Source organism: Variovorax sp. Sphag1AA (genome assembly GCF_014192575.1).
Classification (GTDB): Bacteria; Pseudomonadota; Gammaproteobacteria; order Burkholderiales; family Burkholderiaceae_C; genus Variovorax.
On record NZ_JACHYC010000015.1, the window covers coordinates 1 to 15,942 of the forward strand.

At 63.5% G+C, this 15,942-nt stretch carries 20 protein-coding genes; 5 read left to right on the forward strand and 15 right to left on the reverse strand.

Features of this window, described 5'->3' with window-relative positions:
• The 9 genes from FHW64_RS33435 to FHW64_RS33475 all read right to left on the reverse strand — a co-directional run.
• Window positions 1-92 (reverse strand): GTP-binding protein (locus FHW64_RS33435; RefSeq protein ID WP_082519739.1); only part of this gene is annotated, 92 nt, incomplete at its 3' end.
• Between the two features lie 124 nt (window positions 93-216).
• The gene (gene fusA / locus FHW64_RS33440) at window positions 217-2,319 is read right to left on the reverse strand and encodes an elongation factor G (RefSeq protein ID WP_184533695.1); all 2,103 of its coding nucleotides are present in this window, start codon (window positions 2,317-2,319) and stop codon (window positions 217-219) included.
• An 84-nt stretch (window positions 2,320-2,403) separates the two neighbouring features.
• Window positions 2,404-2,877 (reverse strand): 30S ribosomal protein S7, encoded by a 474-nt coding sequence (gene rpsG, locus FHW64_RS33445; RefSeq protein ID WP_093169492.1) that lies wholly within the window; start codon window positions 2,875-2,877, stop codon window positions 2,404-2,406.
• A 142-nt stretch (window positions 2,878-3,019) separates the two neighbouring features.
• Window positions 3,020-3,397, reverse strand: a complete 378-nt coding sequence (gene rpsL / locus FHW64_RS33450) for a 30S ribosomal protein S12 (RefSeq protein WP_017759704.1) — start codon at window positions 3,395-3,397, stop codon at window positions 3,020-3,022.
• Between the two features lie 193 nt (window positions 3,398-3,590).
• On the reverse strand, window positions 3,591-4,760 hold the full coding sequence (locus tag FHW64_RS33455; protein WP_184533697.1) for a D-alanyl-D-alanine carboxypeptidase family protein: 1,170 nt from the start codon (window positions 4,758-4,760) through the stop codon (window positions 3,591-3,593).
• Between the two features lie 19 nt (window positions 4,761-4,779).
• The gene (locus FHW64_RS33460) at window positions 4,780-5,412 is read right to left on the reverse strand and encodes an alpha/beta hydrolase (RefSeq protein ID WP_184533699.1); all 633 of its coding nucleotides are present in this window, start codon (window positions 5,410-5,412) and stop codon (window positions 4,780-4,782) included.
• 14 nt (window positions 5,413-5,426) lie between these two features.
• Entirely contained in the window at window positions 5,427-5,780 is a 354-nt protein-coding gene (locus tag FHW64_RS33465) for a ferredoxin (RefSeq protein WP_184533701.1), read from the reverse strand.
• A gap of 53 nt (window positions 5,781-5,833) precedes the next feature.
• Window positions 5,834-6,946, reverse strand: coding sequence for a VanZ family protein (locus FHW64_RS33470; RefSeq protein ID WP_184533703.1), 1,113 nt, complete (start codon window positions 6,944-6,946; stop codon window positions 5,834-5,836).
• Between the two features lie 3 nt (window positions 6,947-6,949).
• Window positions 6,950-7,378, reverse strand: a complete 429-nt coding sequence (locus FHW64_RS33475) for a CopD family protein (RefSeq protein ID WP_184533705.1) — start codon at window positions 7,376-7,378, stop codon at window positions 6,950-6,952.
• A 330-nt stretch (window positions 7,379-7,708) separates the two neighbouring features.
• On the opposite strand from FHW64_RS33475, the gene hemB reads away from it, so the two are divergent.
• The gene (gene hemB, locus FHW64_RS33480) at window positions 7,709-8,713 is read left to right on the forward strand and encodes a porphobilinogen synthase (RefSeq protein WP_184533707.1); all 1,005 of its coding nucleotides are present in this window, start codon (window positions 7,709-7,711) and stop codon (window positions 8,711-8,713) included.
• A gap of 64 nt (window positions 8,714-8,777) precedes the next feature.
• Complete coding sequence (locus FHW64_RS33485) at window positions 8,778-9,914, forward strand: magnesium transporter CorA family protein (protein WP_184533709.1); 1,137 nt, start codon at window positions 8,778-8,780, stop codon at window positions 9,912-9,914.
• 67 nt (window positions 9,915-9,981) lie between these two features.
• On the opposite strand, the gene FHW64_RS33490 is transcribed toward FHW64_RS33485, so the two are convergent.
• Complete coding sequence (locus FHW64_RS33490) at window positions 9,982-10,350, reverse strand: DUF4148 domain-containing protein (protein WP_184533711.1); 369 nt, start codon at window positions 10,348-10,350, stop codon at window positions 9,982-9,984.
• 208 nt (window positions 10,351-10,558) lie between these two features.
• On the reverse strand, window positions 10,559-10,909 hold the full coding sequence (locus FHW64_RS33495) for an alpha/beta hydrolase (protein WP_184533712.1): 351 nt from the start codon (window positions 10,907-10,909) through the stop codon (window positions 10,559-10,561).
• Window positions 10,910-11,052: 143 nt separating this feature from the next.
• Here FHW64_RS33495 and FHW64_RS33500 point away from each other — a divergent pair, with 143 nt between their 5' ends.
• Window positions 11,053-12,003, forward strand: a complete 951-nt coding sequence (locus FHW64_RS33500; RefSeq protein ID WP_184533714.1) for a LysR family transcriptional regulator — start codon at window positions 11,053-11,055, stop codon at window positions 12,001-12,003.
• Between the two features lie 5 nt (window positions 12,004-12,008).
• Here FHW64_RS33500 and FHW64_RS33505 read toward each other — a convergent pair whose 3' ends face one another.
• Together FHW64_RS33505 and FHW64_RS33510 are read right to left on the reverse strand one after the other, a co-directional pair.
• Window positions 12,009-12,692 (reverse strand): dienelactone hydrolase family protein, encoded by a 684-nt coding sequence (locus tag FHW64_RS33505; protein WP_184533716.1) that lies wholly within the window; start codon window positions 12,690-12,692, stop codon window positions 12,009-12,011.
• Between the two features lie 22 nt (window positions 12,693-12,714).
• On the reverse strand, window positions 12,715-13,314 hold the full coding sequence (locus FHW64_RS33510; protein WP_184533718.1) for a 2-hydroxychromene-2-carboxylate isomerase: 600 nt from the start codon (window positions 13,312-13,314) through the stop codon (window positions 12,715-12,717).
• Window positions 13,315-13,387: 73 nt separating this feature from the next.
• On the opposite strand from FHW64_RS33510, the gene FHW64_RS33515 reads away from it, so the two are divergent.
• Both FHW64_RS33515 and FHW64_RS33520 read left to right on the forward strand, forming a co-directional pair.
• Window positions 13,388-14,134, forward strand: a complete 747-nt coding sequence (locus FHW64_RS33515; RefSeq protein WP_184533720.1) for an SDR family oxidoreductase — start codon at window positions 13,388-13,390, stop codon at window positions 14,132-14,134.
• A 15-nt stretch (window positions 14,135-14,149) separates the two neighbouring features.
• On the forward strand, window positions 14,150-14,791 hold the full coding sequence (locus FHW64_RS33520) for a MarC family protein (protein ID WP_184533817.1): 642 nt from the start codon (window positions 14,150-14,152) through the stop codon (window positions 14,789-14,791).
• Window positions 14,792-14,800: 9 nt separating this feature from the next.
• On the opposite strand, the gene FHW64_RS33525 is transcribed toward FHW64_RS33520, so the two are convergent.
• Window positions 14,801-15,265 (reverse strand): metallophosphoesterase family protein, encoded by a 465-nt coding sequence (locus FHW64_RS33525; protein ID WP_184533722.1) that lies wholly within the window; start codon window positions 15,263-15,265, stop codon window positions 14,801-14,803.
• 23 nt (window positions 15,266-15,288) lie between these two features.
• The gene (locus FHW64_RS33530; RefSeq protein WP_260306557.1) at window positions 15,289-15,942 is read right to left on the reverse strand and encodes a PqiC family protein; all 654 of its coding nucleotides are present in this window, start codon (window positions 15,940-15,942) and stop codon (window positions 15,289-15,291) included.

Sequence of the window (15,942 nt, forward strand, 5' to 3'; positions counted from 1 at the left end):
GCCGCCGTCAGAGTCGTCTTGCCATGGTCAACGTGACCAATCGTGCCCACGTTCACGTGCGGCTTCGTGCGGGTGAATTTTCCTTTTGCCATTTTTCAATCCTTGAAAGAGCAGAGTCCGTGTGGGGTTTAACGTCTGCACCGTGTTGCTGTATCCCTCGCCACGGACAACGAGGGGCACACGATCGCAGACAGATTCGAAAAACTCGGTGGCGAATTACTTCGCGCGAGCCGCGATGATCGCTTCGGACACGTTGCGAGGAGCTTCGGAGTAGTGCTTGAACTCCATCGTGTACGTCGCACGGCCTTGAGTTGCAGAACGGAGGTCGGTCGAATAACCGAACATTTCCGACAGCGGAACTTCAGCCTTGATGGTCTTGCCACCACCGACGACGTCGTCCATGCCCTGAACCATGCCGCGACGGGACGACAGGTCACCCATCACGGTACCGGCGTATTCCTCGGGCGTCTCCACTTCCACGGCCATCATCGGCTCGAGGATCACGGGGTTGGCCTTGCGAGCACCTTCCTTGAAGCCGAAGATGGCAGCCATCTTGAACGCCATTTCGTTCGAGTCCACGTCGTGGTACGAACCGAAGTGCAGGGTGACCTTGACGTCCACGACCGGGTAGCCGGCGAGCACGCCTTGACCCAGCGCTTCGATGACGCCCTTCTCGACCGCGGGGATGTACTCGCGCGGCACCACACCACCCTTGATGGCGTCGACGAACTCGAAACCCTTGCCAGTTTCGTTCGGCTCGACCTTGAGCACAACGTGACCGTACTGGCCCTTACCGCCCGACTGACGCACGAACTTGCCTTCGGCATCCTCGACAACCTTGCGAATGGTTTCGCGGTAGGCCACCTGCGGCTTGCCGACATTCGACTCGACACCGAACTCGCGCTTCATGCGGTCCACGATGATTTCGAGGTGAAGTTCGCCCATGCCCGAAATGATGGTCTGGCCAGACTCTTCGTCGGTACGAACGCGGAACGAAGGATCTTCCGAAGCGAGGCGCTGCAGCGCGATGCCCATCTTTTCCTGGTCGGCCTTGGTCTTGGGCTCGACAGCCTGCGAGATCACGGGCTCGGGGAACTCCATGCGCTCGAGCGTGATGATGGCGTCGGGATCGCACAGCGTTTCGCCGGTCGTCACGTCCTTCAGGCCCACGCAGGCGGCGATGTCGCCGGCGCGGATTTCGTCGATTTCGATGCGCTCGTTCGCGTGCATCTGCACGATACGACCGATGCGCTCCTTCTTGCCCTTCACCGGATTGAAGACGGTATCGCCCTTGCTCAGAACGCCCGAGTACACACGCACGAAGGTGAGCTGGCCGACATAGGGGTCGGTCATCAGCTTGAACGCCAGGGCCGAGAACTTCTCGTTGTCGTCCGACTTGCGGCTGACTTCCTTCTCGTCGTCATCGGTTCCGCCAACCGGAGGAATGTCCACCGGGGACGGCATGAGTTCGATCACGGCGTCGAGCATGCGCTGCACGCCCTTGTTCTTGAACGCGCTGCCGCACAGCATCGGCTGAATTTCACCGGCGATCGTGCGAGTGCGCAGACCCAGGGTGATCTCTTCCTCGGTGAGGTCGCCCTCTTCGAGGTACTTGTTCATCAGCTCTTCAGAAGCCTCGGCCGCGCTTTCGACCATCTTCTCGCGCCATTCCTTGGCCAGTTCCACGAGGTCTTCCGGAATGTCCTTGAACTCGAACTTCATGCCCTGCGAGGCTTCGTCCCAGATGATCGCCTTCATCTTGCGCAGGTCCACGACGCCCTGGAACTTGTCCTCGGCACCGATAGGAATCACGATCGGAACGGGGTTCGCACGCAGGCGGTCGACCATCATCTGGCGCACGCGGAAGAAGTTGGCGCCGATCCGGTCCATCTTGTTCACGAACGCGAGGCGCGGAACCTTGTACTTGTTGGCTTGGCGCCAGACGGTCTCGGACTGAGGCTGAACGCCGCCGACCGAGTCATACACCATGACTGCGCCGTCGAGCACGCGCATCGAGCGCTCCACCTCAATGGTGAAGTCCACGTGCCCGGGGGTGTCGATAATGTTGATGCGGTGCTCGGGGAAGGAGCGGTCCATGCCCTTCCAGAAGCAGGTCACGGCTGCGGAGGTGATCGTGATGCCACGCTCTTGCTCCTGCTCCATCCAGTCGGTGGTCGCCGCACCATCGTGCACTTCGCCCAGCTTGTGGGTGACGCCGGTATAGAAAAGGATGCGCTCGGTCGTGGTGGTCTTGCCGGCGTCGATGTGCGCCGAAATACCAATGTTGCGGTAGCGCTCGATGGGGGTCTTGCGTGACATGAAATTACTCCGTTAACGGATGAAAGCCCGCCCACCGGATTCAGTGGGTCGGGCTTCCAGCCTGTCTGACTTATGTGACGATTCTTAGAAGCGGAAGTGGCTGAATGCCTTGTTGGCCTCGGCCATCCGGTGCACTTCATCGCGCTTCTTCATGGCACCACCACGGCCTTCCGTGGCTTCCATGATTTCGTTGGCCAGGCGAAGGGCCATCGACTTCTCACCGCGCTTGCGCGCTGCTTCCTTGATCCAGCGCATCGACAGCGCGAGACGGCGGACCGGACGGACTTCAACCGGAACCTGATAGTTCGCACCACCAACGCGGCGCGACTTCACTTCGACCATCGGCTTGACGTTGTTGATGGCGATCGTGAAGGCTTCCAGCGGGTCCTTGCCCGGGTTCTTCTTTTCGATCTGGTCGAGGGCGCCATAGATGATGCGCTCTGCAACCGCCTTCTTGCCGCCTTCCATGATCACGTTCATGAATTTCGACAGCTCGACATTGCCGTACTTCGGATCCGGCAGGATTTCACGTTTGGGGACTTCGCGACGACGTGGCATTTTTAAAACCTCTTTGCTTCAGTTGGCGCCGTTTCCGACACCGCGAGAGCCGACAACAGCCCTCACTTACTCGACCCAATGACGGGTCACTTCGCTCGATGCGCCAGCCAGGCGACCGAACACCGTTGAAACACGACCTTGATCAGGCCTTCTTGGGACGCTTCGCGCCGTACTTGGAGCGAGACTGCTTGCGATCCTTGACGCCTTGCAGGTCCAGCGAACCGCGGACGATGTGATAGCGAACACCCGGCAGATCCTTGACACGACCGCCACGAACCAGCACGACGCTGTGTTCCTGGAGATTGTGGCCTTCGCCGCCGATGTAGGAAATGACTTCGAAGCCGTTGGTCAGGCGCACCTTGGCGACCTTACGCAGCGCCGAGTTCGGCTTCTTGGGGGTCGTGGTGTAGACCCGGGTGCAGACACCGCGACGCTGCGGCGAGTTCTGCATGGCAGGGCTCTTCGACTTGGTCTTTTCGACCTCGCGACCCTGACGCACCAGTTGATTGATGGTTGGCATGAATGAATAAGTCCCAAAACACCCCGGCCAGATTCCTCAACGCGACGTGACACGCAAGGGGACCAGGAGATGAACGAAAACGTGAATCCCTTCGGATTTTTCCGAAAAGCCCACGAGTATAGCAGCGCGAGCCGCCGGCCGCAATGCGAAACGACCCTCAACGACCGGCCACCCCGCAGCCGGAAGGGCGCTATTACTTGATCCAGAGCCGAATCGCGTCCCAGGCCCGGCCAAGCACGCCAGCCTGCTCCACAGGCTCGAGTGTGACCAGAGGCACTTCGGCAACAGGCTGGTCGGCAAGTGTGATCTTGAGCGAGCCGACCGGCTGGAGCTTCACGAAAGGCGCCACCAGCGGATCCGGCCGCGCCACCTGTGTCTTGATCTTGCTCGCGGACCCCGAGGGAACAGCCACGACGATCGGTTCCGGCCGGCCCAGCTTGATCGTGCTTTCCTTGCCCTTCCACACCGGCGGCGTCGCAACGGGTTGATTGGCGTCGAACAGACGCACAGCATCGAAGGCGGTGTAGCCCCAGTTCAGCAGCTTCTGCGATTCGTTGGCTCGAGCGTTTTCGCTCGCCGTGCCCAGGACGATCGACAGCAGCCGCCGGCCGTTGCTGAGGTTCGGGAAATCGCGCTTGGCCGTCACGATCATGCAATAGCCGGCAGCATCCGTATGCCCGGTTTTCAAGCCGTCGACCGTCGGATCCCGGAAAAGGAGCACGTTGCGATTGGTGTCGTTCGTCGACGGCGTGCCCGGGAAGCGGTACTTCTTGATCGCGTAGAAGTACACGTATTCCGGAAAGTCCCGCATCAGCCGCGTCGCGAGGATGCTGAGATCGCGCGCAGTCGTCGTATGGCCGGGCGTGGCCAGCCCTTCAGGATTCTTGTACGTGGTGTTCTTCAGCCCGAGCACCTTGGCCTGCTCATTCATCAGGTCGACGAAGTGCTCGACGCTGCCGCCGACGCCCTCGGCAAGCGCGATGGTGGCGTCATTGGCCGACTGGACGATCAACCCCTTGAGCAGATCCTCGACAGGAACTTGCATCTTCGGATCGATGAACATTCGCGAGCCCGGCATCTTCCAGGCGCGTGTGCTGACAGGCAGGGTCTGTCGGAGCGTGATCTTCCCGGACTTCAGCGCGTCGAAGACCAGGTATGCCGACATGAGCTTGGTCAGCGAGGCCGGCTCCACCGCGCTGTCGATGTCCTTTTGCGCCAGCATCTGGTTGGCCGTCACGTCGAGAAGCAGATAGCTCCGTGCCGCGATTTCCGGCGGCGCGGGCACCTGCGCGACGGCAACGATGCAAAAGGAAGCGACAGCAGCGACCGCGAACGCACGCAGCGCTTTGATCAAACGATTCATGGGGATGGAGAGACGACCGCTAGCCAGCGCGCAAATGGCGGACCACGAGATTCTTGAGCAGCGGCAATTGTCCGTGGAAGAAATGGCCGCCCCCAGGAACGACTGTGACAGGAAGTGTCTGCGGTCGCGCCCAATCCATCGCCGCTGCTAGCGGAACCGTGTCGTCGTGCTCTCCGTGCACGACGAGCGTGCGCTCGTGCCAGTCCGGCGGCACCGCCGCAACCGAAAAGCGCGCCGCCGCCGTGCCGACCAGAACGATGTGGCGGATATCGCGCGACGCGTGCAGCTTTTCGATGGCATGGCTGGCAACGAAAGCGCCGAACGAAAAGCCGGCGATGGCCAGCGGGCCGTCGTGAGCGACCTGATCGACGACCGAGAGCAGGTCTTCGTGCTCACCGCGCCCTTCGTCGTGCGCACCCTCGCTGGCGCCAACGCCTCGGAAGTTGAAGCGCACGGCAGTCCATCCGCAGGTGACGAATGCACGCGCAAGCGTCTGGACGACCTTGTTGTCCATCGTGCCGCCGAACAGCGGGTGCGGGTGGGCGATGACCGCGACGCCAAGTGCCGGCGTGCCGTCCGCGGCCGGATCTCGCAGCGCTTCGATGACGCCCGCGGCTCCCTTCAGCTGAAGTTTTTCAGTACGCGAATTCATGGCCTGGCGTTGCTTCAGCGTCCGACGTTGGGCGGAAGCAGCAGGCGCTCGACCACCGTGCCGTTCTTCAGATGAGAATCGACGATCTCGTCGATGTCGGCAGCGTCGACATAGGTGTACCAGACCGCTTCCGGATAGACGACCGCCACCGGGCCTCCCGCGCAGCGATCGAGGCAACCCGCCTTGTTGACGCGGACTTTGCCGGGACCCGCAAGACCTTCAGCCTTGACGCGCGACTTGCAGCGATCGAAGCCCTCCTGCGCGTTGTGTTTGGAGCAGGAATCTTCATCGCCCTTGCGCTCGTTCAGGCAGAAGAAGATGTGTCGGCCGTAGTAACCCTTCGGCGCCAGGGCATTGGAACTGGACATCGGGCCATTTTAGGGAGCCATCCCTTTCGGATGCTCCAACAGGGTCGTGCGGGTTACCCGTTTCGCGGCCGGCCGGAAAGCACCATCAGCACGTAGATGAGCGTCGCGAACGGCCAGATCCAGCCCAGCCACTGGACCACGCCATGGAATCGGATGAAGCGCCCCTGCTCCCAGGTCGCAAGCGTCTGAGCGAAATAGGCGCTTTCGGGTGCTTGGTTCAGCAGACTCAGGTGGACCATCAACGCGACCAGCAACAGCGCAGCACAGAACCTTCTTGTCGCCGGAACCAGCAGGATGCCGACGAACAGGGTGGCGGCGATGCCAATCTGCACCGGAAGGCTCAGCCATGCCCAAGCATGTTCCGGTCCATAGCTCAGCGCCGCCGACAGCGCAGTCGCCGCGATGCCCGCGATCAGGGTGGCCGGCAACAGGATGGCACGCCGGACAACCGACCTCGTAACAAGGAAACCCAGCAGGCAAGGGACCAGCGCACCCAGCATCACGCAAAGCAACTCCACGCCCGGCACCAGCGGCTCGAGCTCGAACTGGCGGACCGGCAGCCAATCAATGAACGGTGTGTCGAGAAGCCATTCAGAAATAGCGCCTTCGACCCGCTCGAACACCTGGCCGAGCCCGAAGGTCACTGCCGCAGGAAAGAGCAGCGCCAGCGGCCAAAGGGCGAGCAGAACCAGCCCACCTCGTGCGTCTTCGACAAACCAGTTGGTGCGGGCGCGCTGCCAGTACGCCACCAGCCCGAACCGCTCGAAGGCGACCGCCAGCAATCCACCAACGAAGGCACCGAGCGTGTTCAGCCCCAGGTCGACGTTCGAGGGGACGCGCGACGGCAGGTAGCTCTGCAAGGTCTCCATCGCGAAGGAAATCGCCCCACCCGCCACCGTCGCACGGAGCACGGCACCCGTTGCGGATGCCTCGGGACGCGATCGCAAGAGTGCCGTGGCGCCCAGGAAGCCGAGCGGCATGTAGCCAATGACATTGATCCCGAAATCGAATCCGGTCCACCATCTCGGCCAAGGTGCAGCGAGATACGCCCAGGGCGCAATCCCCTGATCGCGCCAGTCCGCAAAGGGGTAGAGGCTCGCATAGACGATGAGGACCGCGTACGCCAAGGCCAGCGGCAAGGCGACGGACTTGTGCTGCGTTGCCACAGCTCAGAAGGGTTTGACGACGACCAACACCACGATTCCGAGCAACAGGAGCACCGGGAGTTCATTGAACCATCGATACCAACGGTGGCTGTGCCTGTCTTCCCCCGAAGCCAGGCGGCGCAGAAGCACCCCGCAGCCGTGGTGATAGCCGATCACCACGAGCACCAGCGCGAGCTTCGCGTGCATCCAGCCGTTGCCAGGCCCTCTGCCGATGCCGTAGCCGAGCCAGAGCCAGAGACCGAATGCAACCGCCGGAACGGCCAGGAAAGTGGTGAACCGGAACAGCTTGCGCGCCATCAGCAGGAGTCGCGCGCGCTCCGCCACAGATTCGGGCGCGACCATCGCCAGGTTCACGAAGATTCGCGGCAGATAGAACAAACCAGCGAACCAGCTGGCGACGAACACGATGTGCAGCGACTTGACCCAAAGCATGGCGGGCAGTTTAGTGGCCCGCTCCGAGCCGAGTGCCGACGAATCGAACGGGCAAAAAAAAGCCCGGCGTCAAAACGCCGGGCGGGAAGCCCTTTTGCTGTCACACATCAAGGCACCCGCTCAGGGAGGAAAAGCGGGGGGCGGCAAGCCGCCCAAGACAGAATTTAACAAAGGCAAAACAACCTATCAAGCTAACAGTGACTTTTTTTGTGCTTTCGGTCTACACATTGCCGCTCATGAGGCCCAATCTGATGGCTTTTGTCTAACAAATCGGCATAGATCATCCGCCCCCGAAAAGCGGTAAATGCCTCTTGGGGCACAATTTTCAGCATGACCCTCCACGCTCCCTTTCCTGCCGGCCGGCCGCGCCGGCTGCGCCGCGATACCTTCACGCGCGATCTTGTACGTGAGCACATGCTTACCACGAAAGACCTGATCTACCCGGTCTTTGTGCAGGAAGGTACGAAGCGACGAGACCCCGTCCCGTCGATGCCGGGCGTCGAGCGCCTGAGCCTGGACGCTCTTCTGCCGGTCGCCGAAGAGTGCGTGGAGCTCGGCGTCCCGGTAATGGCGCTTTTTCCGGTGATCGACCCCAGCCTCAAGACGCCTGCCGGAGACGAGGCCTGCAACCCCGACGGCCTGATCCCGCGCGTGGTCGCTGCGCTCAAATCACGATTCCCGGACCTCGGCGTCATGACCGACGTGGCGCTCGACCCCTACACCAGTCACGGACAGGACGGCTTGCTCGACGAGACCGGCTACATCCTCAACGATCCGACCGTGGAAGTCCTGGTCAAGCAGGCACTCACCCAGTCCCAGGCGGGCGTCGACATCGTCGCGCCGAGCGACATGATGGATGGCCGCATCGGCGCGATCCGTCAGGCCCTGGAAGCGCGCGGCGACATTCACACGCGGATCATGGCGTACAGCGCCAAGTACGCGAGCGCCTTCTACGGCCCGTTCCGCGATGCGGTCGGCTCGGCCGCCAACCTCGGCAAGAGCAACAAGAAGGTCTATCAGATGGACCCGGGCAACAGCAACGAAGCCCTGCGCGAAGTCGCGATCGACATCGCCGAAGGCGCCGACATGGTGATGGTCAAGCCGGGCATGCCGTACCTCGACATCGTCCGGCGGGTCAAGGACGAGTTCCATGTGCCCACGTTCGTCTACCAGGTCAGCGGCGAGTACGCCATGCTCATGGCCGCCGCGCAGAACGGCTGGCTTGATCGCGATGCGGTCATCATGGAAAGTCTGCTGGCGTTCAAGCGCGCCGGCGCGGATGGTGTCCTGACCTATTTCGCGCGCGATGCCGCACGGCTGCTGAAGCAGCGCTGAGCGGACGCCACTGCCGGCGCCCCGGAGACGGCGCCGGCGTCACGGACCAACGACAAGAGTCCTCATGCGTATCTTCAAGATCAACGGTGCACAGGTCACCGAACACGACGCACTGGCGCCCATGGCCGCACCCGGCGCCTGCGAACAGGGCTATCTCTGGCTATCGCTGACCCGGGACGAGTTCCGAGCCTCGCTCGCACAGGTGCAGGATGTGCTTCAGTCGCTGTGCAACACGCATCTGGTCGACCTGCATGTGAGCGATCTGCTCAACGACCAGCTTCCCTCGCGCTACGACTACACCTCACAGTACGACCTGCTGGTGTTTCGCCGGCTGGCCGCATCCAACGGCCAAGCGCCCGGCAAAGACGAGCCGGCCGCTCCGAAGACAGGGCCGACTGTGCTTCGGCGGGTCGACACGCGCCCCGTCGGCTTCGCACTGTTTGATCGGGTCTTGCTCTCAGTCCACCCGGAAGACGGCACGGTGCGCGATGCATTCGCGTCCAAGCTCCTGGCCGCCGCAGCGCCTGGTGAACGTGGCAGCACCGCCGCGCCGGCGCTCGATGTGCGGGCGGTTTCCGCGCGCATTCCCGCGAGTCCGACCGACCTCATGCTGCGCGTCATCAACCACATCGTCGATGCCTATCTCGACCTGCGGCGCGAACTCACGCGACAGCTCGATCACTGGCAATCCGAACTGATCGACCCGAAGAGCCGCTTCAGCAACTGGAGCGCGTTGATGGAGGCCCGCCAGTCGCTCCATCATCTCGACGAAATCTGCGAAGACCAGCGCGCCTGCATCCAGGACTGGATCGATGCCTTGGAAACCCTCCCGGCCCCGACCGGCGCGCCAGCGGTGCGGGAGCATGAACTCGTCATGATCCGCAGCAGGGACGTGCTCGAACACATCGAGCGCGTGGTTCATCACGTGCGGCGCCTCGAGCAGAACGCCGAAACCGCGGTGCAGATGCACTTCAGCGTGCAGAGCCACCGGGCGAACGACATCATGCGTGTGCTCACCGTGCTGACTGCGGTGTTCCTGCCCCTCAACCTGATTGCCGGCATCTTCGGGATGAACTTCGAATTCATCCCGCTCATTCACAAGGCCGACGGGTTCTGGATCGCTATGGGATCCATGGGCGCGATCGCGGTGGCGCTCGTGGTGATCTTCTGGCGCAAGCGCTATCTCGCGCGCACGCGCTGACCGGCGCGCCAAAAAGAAAAAGCCGGACGGCGCTTTCGCACCGTCCGGCCTTGGCAGGCGGGCCTGATTACTTGGCCGCGGCTGCGCCTTCCTTCTGAGCTTGGACGCGGGGCTCGGCCGACTTGTTCATCGTCGAGATCACGCGGCTGTTGTACTTCGAGCCACCGACCACGTTCTGGTCAGGTGCGTTGGCGGTTGCAACAGCTTGAGCGCGAACGGCGGCCGGGTCAGCGACCGACTTGAACGCCTCGGCACCACGCGAACCGCGCGGGATGTTCTGGTCAGGAGCGGCGGCGGTGCGCACAGCTTCCGCGCTCACTTCGTCGCGGCTCTTGGCCGTCACAGCGGATTGCACGCCGTCGTAGGTTTCAGCTTGAGCGCCAGCGGCAGCGAGGATCGAGAGAGCGGCAGCGGCGAGGATGTGCGAGGTCTTCATTTCAGTTCCTTTGGTTCGATAGAGGATCGATTCGTTTTCAACCCAGGCTCGCTGTCGCTGGCCTGTGCGGCAGAGTGTCCGGCGGAACACCTCAGGGAAAACACCGAGAAATGAGACACGGCGTTTCCGCGATCGAAACAATCGCGGAAATGACAAGGCGGGCCGCGCTTTCACGCGGCCCGCCTTGTTCGTTCGAAGCCGTCTGAGCTTACAGACCGGCTTGCTGCGTCGTCGGGCGGTCGAGCTTGAACTGCGAGGGGACCACGCTGTTCACGAACGCTTCGCGCTTGAGGTTCTGGTTGGCCGAGTGTGCGGTGGCGACGGCAGCGGAGCGAACAGTGGAGCGCTCAGCCGAAGCGGTCAGCGTCGGTGCGACACGCGACGAGGCGGCATCGCCGTACGGGTTTTCGCTGCGGGCAGCGACCACGCCTTGAGCCTGGACTTCTGCGCGGCTGTTGGCCGACACGGGCGCGTGCACGCCTTCATAGGTTTCGGCTTGCGCGCCGGCGGCGGCGAGAATCGTGAGGGCTGCGGCTGCGATGAGCTTCGAGGTCTTCATTCTGGTGTCCTTCTTGGGATTGCTCTTGGATGATTCAGATCAGCACTGGCTGTTCTGCGCCGGCGAGTTTGCGCCAGTTTTATAGGTAGAAACCCTATAAATGTGAACAACGGTGTTCACCAAAAAGAAACAATGGAATTCCAATGGATGGTCTTGACTTACTGAAAGCCTTTCGTGAAGTCGCCGCACGGGGCAGCTTTTCTCGTGCAGCGATCTCACTTGGCATGTCGAAGGCCAACGTCAGCAAATACGTGGCGCAACTCGAGGAGCGCTTCGGCGTGCGCTTGCTGAATCGCTCGACGCGATCGGTCAGCCTGACCGATGCGGGGCATCTGCTGCTGGAGCGCAGCACGCCGCTGATGGAAATGGTCGAGCTCACGCAGACTGAACTGCAGGATCACGCCGGAAGCCCACGCGGGCGCCTGCGAATCACCGCGCCTCACGGGCTGAGCCAGGGCAAGCTGCCGGGGCTCATCGGCGAGTTCATGTCGATCTATCCGGATGTGCACGTGAGCCTGCACCTGAGCAACCGCGTGATCGACCTCGTCGAAGAAGGCGTGGACATCGCGCTGCGCCTCGGCCGCATCCGCGACGAGAACCTCATCGTGCGGCGCCTGCAGCAGATGGATCTCGCACTATGCGCGACGCCGGGCTATTGGTCGAAGCGCGGCCTGCCCAAGAAGCCGGACGATATGCGCCGGCACGACGTGCTGACTTACTCGCTTGCCGGCAACACACCCAGCCTGCCTTTCGAAGTGGATGGCAAGCCCTACAGCGTCCCGGTGCACAGCCGCATGGACGCCAACGACGCGGCACCGCTCATTGGCGTTGCCTTGACGGGGCTTGGTGCGGTGTGCGTGCCGACGATCATGGCCCAGCCGGACATCGAGCGCGGCGCACTCGTTCCGGTACTCAAGGAATACATGCCGACCGACCTGTGGCTGTACGCCGCCTACACGCAGCGCCGCCACAACAGCGCCGCACTTCGGGCGATGCTCGACTTCCTCGAGGACAAGGTCAGCAAGGAGGCGGCAACCCAGCCCGCCAAGCGCGGCGGTGGCGGGGCCCGCGCCGCCTCGACGGCACAGGCCTGAGCCGCTCAGGCGAGGTGCTTGGCGAAGAACGCCAGCGTGCGTTCCTTCGCGAGCTTGGCCGCCGCGGCGTTGTACGCACCGCGCTGATCGCAGTTGAATCCGTGACCGCAGTCATAGATGTGGACTTCGACCTCGGGATGCGCCTTCTTCAGAGCCTCGACGGTGTCGAGGGGAATCCAGTGATCTTCCTTGCCGAAGTGCGCGAGCACCGGCACCTTGGGCTTGCGCGCGATTTCCTCGGGCGTCGTCGAGCCACCGCCGTAGTAAGGCGCCGCGGCCGACAGCCCCGAGACCTCGGCGGCTGCGCGCCACGTCAGCAGGCCGCCCCAGCAGTAGCCCACGATGCCGACCTTGCCCGCCTTCGACGCGTAGTCGACCGCCGCCTGCAGGTCTTGCAGCACGCCCGGTGCAGGCAACCCTTCGACCGCCATCTTGAGCGCGAAGCCGGCCTTCATGTCGTCTTCGCTGTAGCCGAGCTCGACGCCCTGCTTCACACGGTGGAAGGTGGCCGGCGCAATCGCGAGATATCCGTCCGCCGCATAGCCATCGGCAACCGACCGGATGTGCGAATTCACGCCGAAGATTTCCTGAACGACGACCACAGCGCCCTTGGGCTTGCCCGCCGGTTCCGCAACGTATGCAGGAAAGGTAAAGCCGTCCTTGGCGGTGAGATCGATGAATTGACCCATGGTCATACTCCTTTGTTGATGGTTATTGCTTGAGTGCGCGCTCGACGAATTCGAGCCGGTCCTGCCCCCAGAAGATTTCGCCGTCGATCACGTAGCTCGGCGCACCGAACACCTTGGCGTCGATGGCCTCCTGCGTGTAGTCCTCGTAGCGTTCCTGGACGGTCTGGCTGAGCGACTGCTCGACGCGCCGCGCCGGCAGGCCGCATTCCTCGACGAGCGCTTCCAGCACCTTGGGGTCCGCGATGTTACGTTCCTGCACCCACACGGCCGCGAAGATCGCACCGCACAGTTTCATCGCGATGTCGGTGCCGTCGTGCAGATCGGCCGCAATGATGAGCTTGGCCGCATCGTCGCTCGCGACCGGAAAGAACTTGGGCTTGGGATTCAGCGGAATGTCGAGGTGCTGCGAAAAGCGCGCCAAATCGACCAGCCGGTAGGCCTGCCGCTGCGGTGCGCGCTTGCCCAGCGGGAGTCCGCCGGACACCGGAAACACCGCGCCGAAATCGATCGGCCGCACCCGCACGGCAGCCCCGTGGGACTTCGCAAGGCGTGCGAAACGCGCGTGGCCGAGATAGGTCCAGGGGCTTTGGGGCGTGAAGTAGTAGTCGATGGTGCGGCTCACGGGAGGCTCCTCGATGATGTAATCCGACCCAGGGTTTTTAACTGAGGCACGGCTTCTGTGCAGGAGGTGGGATTTGGACAAGGTGCTCTTGGTCACGGGCGGCAGTCGCGGCATCGGTGCCGCCACGGCTTTGCTGGCGGCAAAGCGCGGCTACGCGGTCGCGGTCAACTACACGAGCAACTCGCTCGCCGCCGATGAAGTGGTGCGCGCGATCCGCGCGGATGGCGGCACCGCGATCACCGTGCAGGCCGACGTGGGTGACGAAGCGCAGGTGCTTGCCATGTTCGACAAGGTCGATGCCAAGCTCGGCCGCCTCACCGCACTGGTGAACAACGCCGGCATCGTCGACGTGCAGTCGCGCGTCGACGAGATGAGCGTCGCGCGACTCGAACGCATGATGCGCATCAACATCATCGGCAGCTTCGTCTGCGCACGCGAAGCAGTGCGGCGCATGAGCACGAAGCACGGCGGCGAAGGCGGTGCGATCGTCAATCTTTCCAGCGCGGCCGCGCGGCTCGGCTCGCCGGGGCAGTACGTCGATTACGCGGCGAGCAAGGGCGCCATCGAGAGTTTCACCATCGGGCTCGCGAAAGAGGTCGCGGACGAAGGCATCCGCGTCAATGCAGTGCGACCTGGCTTGATCGACACCGAGATCCACGCCTCGGGCGGCATGCCGGACCGCGCCTTCCAGCTCGCGCCGACGGTGCCGATGAAGCGCACCGGCAGCGCCGAGGAAGTGGCGCAGGGCATCGTCTGGCTGCTGTCGGATGAAGCGAGCTACGTGACGGGCACCTCGCTCGACGTGACAGGCGGACGCTAGATGGCCACGCCGACGATGGACCTGATCAAGCCGCTGATCACGCTGCTTGCCATCGTGAATCCGCTGGCGATCGTCCCCTTCTTCATCCACTACACGCAGGGCTGTACCGATCTTCAGCGCAAGCGCACGGCCTGGGTGTCGGCCTTCAGCGCGTTCGTCGTCATCGCGGTGAGCGCATTGCTGGGGCTGCAGTTGCTGGCGTTCTTCGGCATCTCGATCGCGAGCTTCCAGGTCGGCGGCGGCATGTTGCTGCTGATGAGCTCGCTCTCCATGCTCAATGCGCAGCCCGCCGAATCAAAGACCACCAGCGAGGAGATCCGCGCGACCGAGGTGAAGGCGTCGCTCGGTGCCTCGATCGCAGTGGTGCCGCTGACCATCCCGCTCCTGACCGGGCCGGCCACGATGTCGACGGTGGTCATCTTTGCAGACCGGGCGCAGCACTACTGGGAGCTGGCGGTGCTGGTCGGCTACGGCGTGGTGATCGGGCTGGCCACCGGCGTGACCTTCTCGCTCGCCGAGCCGATCTCGCGCGTGCTCGGCAAGACCGGCATCAACGTGATGACGCGACTGATGGGCCTGATCCTCGCGGCACTGGCGGTGGAAGTGATGGCGGCCGGGCTCGGCACGCTATTCCCGGTGCTGCATCGTGCGGCGTGATGCGCGGAGCTAGCGCGCGACCAATTCGACGATTCGCGGCGTGATCGCCCCGCCATCGAGCAGCAGCTCGGCGGCGGAAATCGGCAGCTTGAAGCGCCTCGGCCCGGCGCTGCCGGGATTGACATAGAGGACGCCATCGCACTCCTGCGCCAGCGGACGGTGCGAATGCCCGGAGACCACCACACGCACGCCGGCAGCGACGGGATCGATGGGCAATTCCGCGAGGTTGTGGATCGCGTAGAAGCGGACGCCATGGAGGTCGAACAACGCCGTTTCCGGGATGTCCCGCGCCCACGCGCCCATGTCGTTGTTGCCGCGAACAACAGTCAGGGGCGCGATCGCGGCAAGCTCGTCGAGGATGCGCTGCTCGCAGATGTCGCCGCCGTGAATGATTTGATCGCATCCGCGCAGGAACGCCGAAGCTTCCGGCCTCAGCAGGTTGTGCGTGTCCGAGATGACGCCAATGCGTCGCATGCCGCAGCCCGGTGTTGCAGCCCTCAGCGCGGCTGGCTGACCCAGGTCACGATGTCGGCGACCACGGCATCGCTCGCGGCCGCAAGCGCCTTCACGCCGCCCGGCGCGTCGTTGCTCGGCGCCGGCTTCTGCGCAGTGAAGCTGCGCTGCGCCAGCACACGATCGCCACCCGGCGCGGTGCGGATCAGGGTGGCATTCACGCGGATCAAGCCCACGCTGGTCGAAGGCGATTCGAAGAAGTGGCTGAACTCCTCCAGCGTGACGCGCAGCGTGTCGGGCACGCGCCCTTCGGTGCGGGCGATGGTGGCGCTCTCCTCCGGCCCGAGCACCGGACGCGTGGCAGCGAGCGCCTCGCGCAAGCGCTGTCGCAGCAGTTGGGCTGGCGCTTGGCTCCAGCGCGATTGGCCGTACGGCCTGACCTCGTTCGCATCGGCATAGCCGAGCCGGTAGAGCATCTGCGTGCCGTCGAGCCGGGTGTTCGCCTCGATGTCGGCCAGCGCCAGCGGCTGAAGCGCGGGGGTCGCGGCGCGCGCGGGCGCGGTTGCCGGCCCCGGCCCGAAATCGTAGAGCGTCGAACGTGTGGGCTTGTCAGGCAGCGCGCCGCAGCCCGCCATCAGGAGCGTCGCGAACAAGGCGCCGACGACGGCGGCGATCTTCAGCGGTTCATGCGTCTTCAT

Coding starts and splice junctions, on each gene's coding strand:
- FHW64_RS33525 (WP_184533722.1), bottom strand. CDS start 15,265: ATGCGACGCATTGGCGTCATCTCGGACACGCACAACCTGCTGAGGCCG.
- FHW64_RS33475 (WP_184533705.1), bottom strand. CDS start 7,378: ATGCTTTGGGTCAAGTCGCTGCACATCGTGTTCGTCGCCAGCTGGTTC.
- fusA (WP_184533695.1), bottom strand. CDS start 2,319: ATGTCACGCAAGACCCCCATCGAGCGCTACCGCAACATTGGTATTTCG.
- FHW64_RS33485 (WP_184533709.1), top strand. CDS start 8,778: ATGCGTATCTTCAAGATCAACGGTGCACAGGTCACCGAACACGACGCA.
- FHW64_RS33505 (WP_184533716.1), bottom strand. CDS start 12,692: ATGGGTCAATTCATCGATCTCACCGCCAAGGACGGCTTTACCTTTCCT.
- FHW64_RS33495 (WP_184533712.1), bottom strand. CDS start 10,909: ATGAAGACCTCGAAGCTCATCGCAGCCGCAGCCCTCACGATTCTCGCC.
- FHW64_RS33520 (WP_184533817.1), top strand. CDS start 14,150: ATGGACCTGATCAAGCCGCTGATCACGCTGCTTGCCATCGTGAATCCG.
- FHW64_RS33460 (WP_184533699.1), bottom strand. CDS start 5,412: ATGAATTCGCGTACTGAAAAACTTCAGCTGAAGGGAGCCGCGGGCGTC.
- rpsL (WP_017759704.1), bottom strand. CDS start 3,397: ATGCCAACCATCAATCAACTGGTGCGTCAGGGTCGCGAGGTCGAAAAG.
- rpsG (WP_093169492.1), bottom strand. CDS start 2,877: ATGCCACGTCGTCGCGAAGTCCCCAAACGTGAAATCCTGCCGGATCCG.
- FHW64_RS33455 (WP_184533697.1), bottom strand. CDS start 4,760: ATGAATCGTTTGATCAAAGCGCTGCGTGCGTTCGCGGTCGCTGCTGTC.
- FHW64_RS33490 (WP_184533711.1), bottom strand. CDS start 10,350: ATGAAGACCTCGCACATCCTCGCCGCTGCCGCTCTCTCGATCCTCGCT.
- FHW64_RS33530 (WP_260306557.1), bottom strand. CDS start 15,942: ATGAAGACGCATGAACCGCTGAAGATCGCCGCCGTCGTCGGCGCCTTG.
- FHW64_RS33465 (WP_184533701.1), bottom strand. CDS start 5,780: ATGTCCAGTTCCAATGCCCTGGCGCCGAAGGGTTACTACGGCCGACAC.
- FHW64_RS33500 (WP_184533714.1), top strand. CDS start 11,053: ATGGATGGTCTTGACTTACTGAAAGCCTTTCGTGAAGTCGCCGCACGG.
- hemB (WP_184533707.1), top strand. CDS start 7,709: ATGACCCTCCACGCTCCCTTTCCTGCCGGCCGGCCGCGCCGGCTGCGC.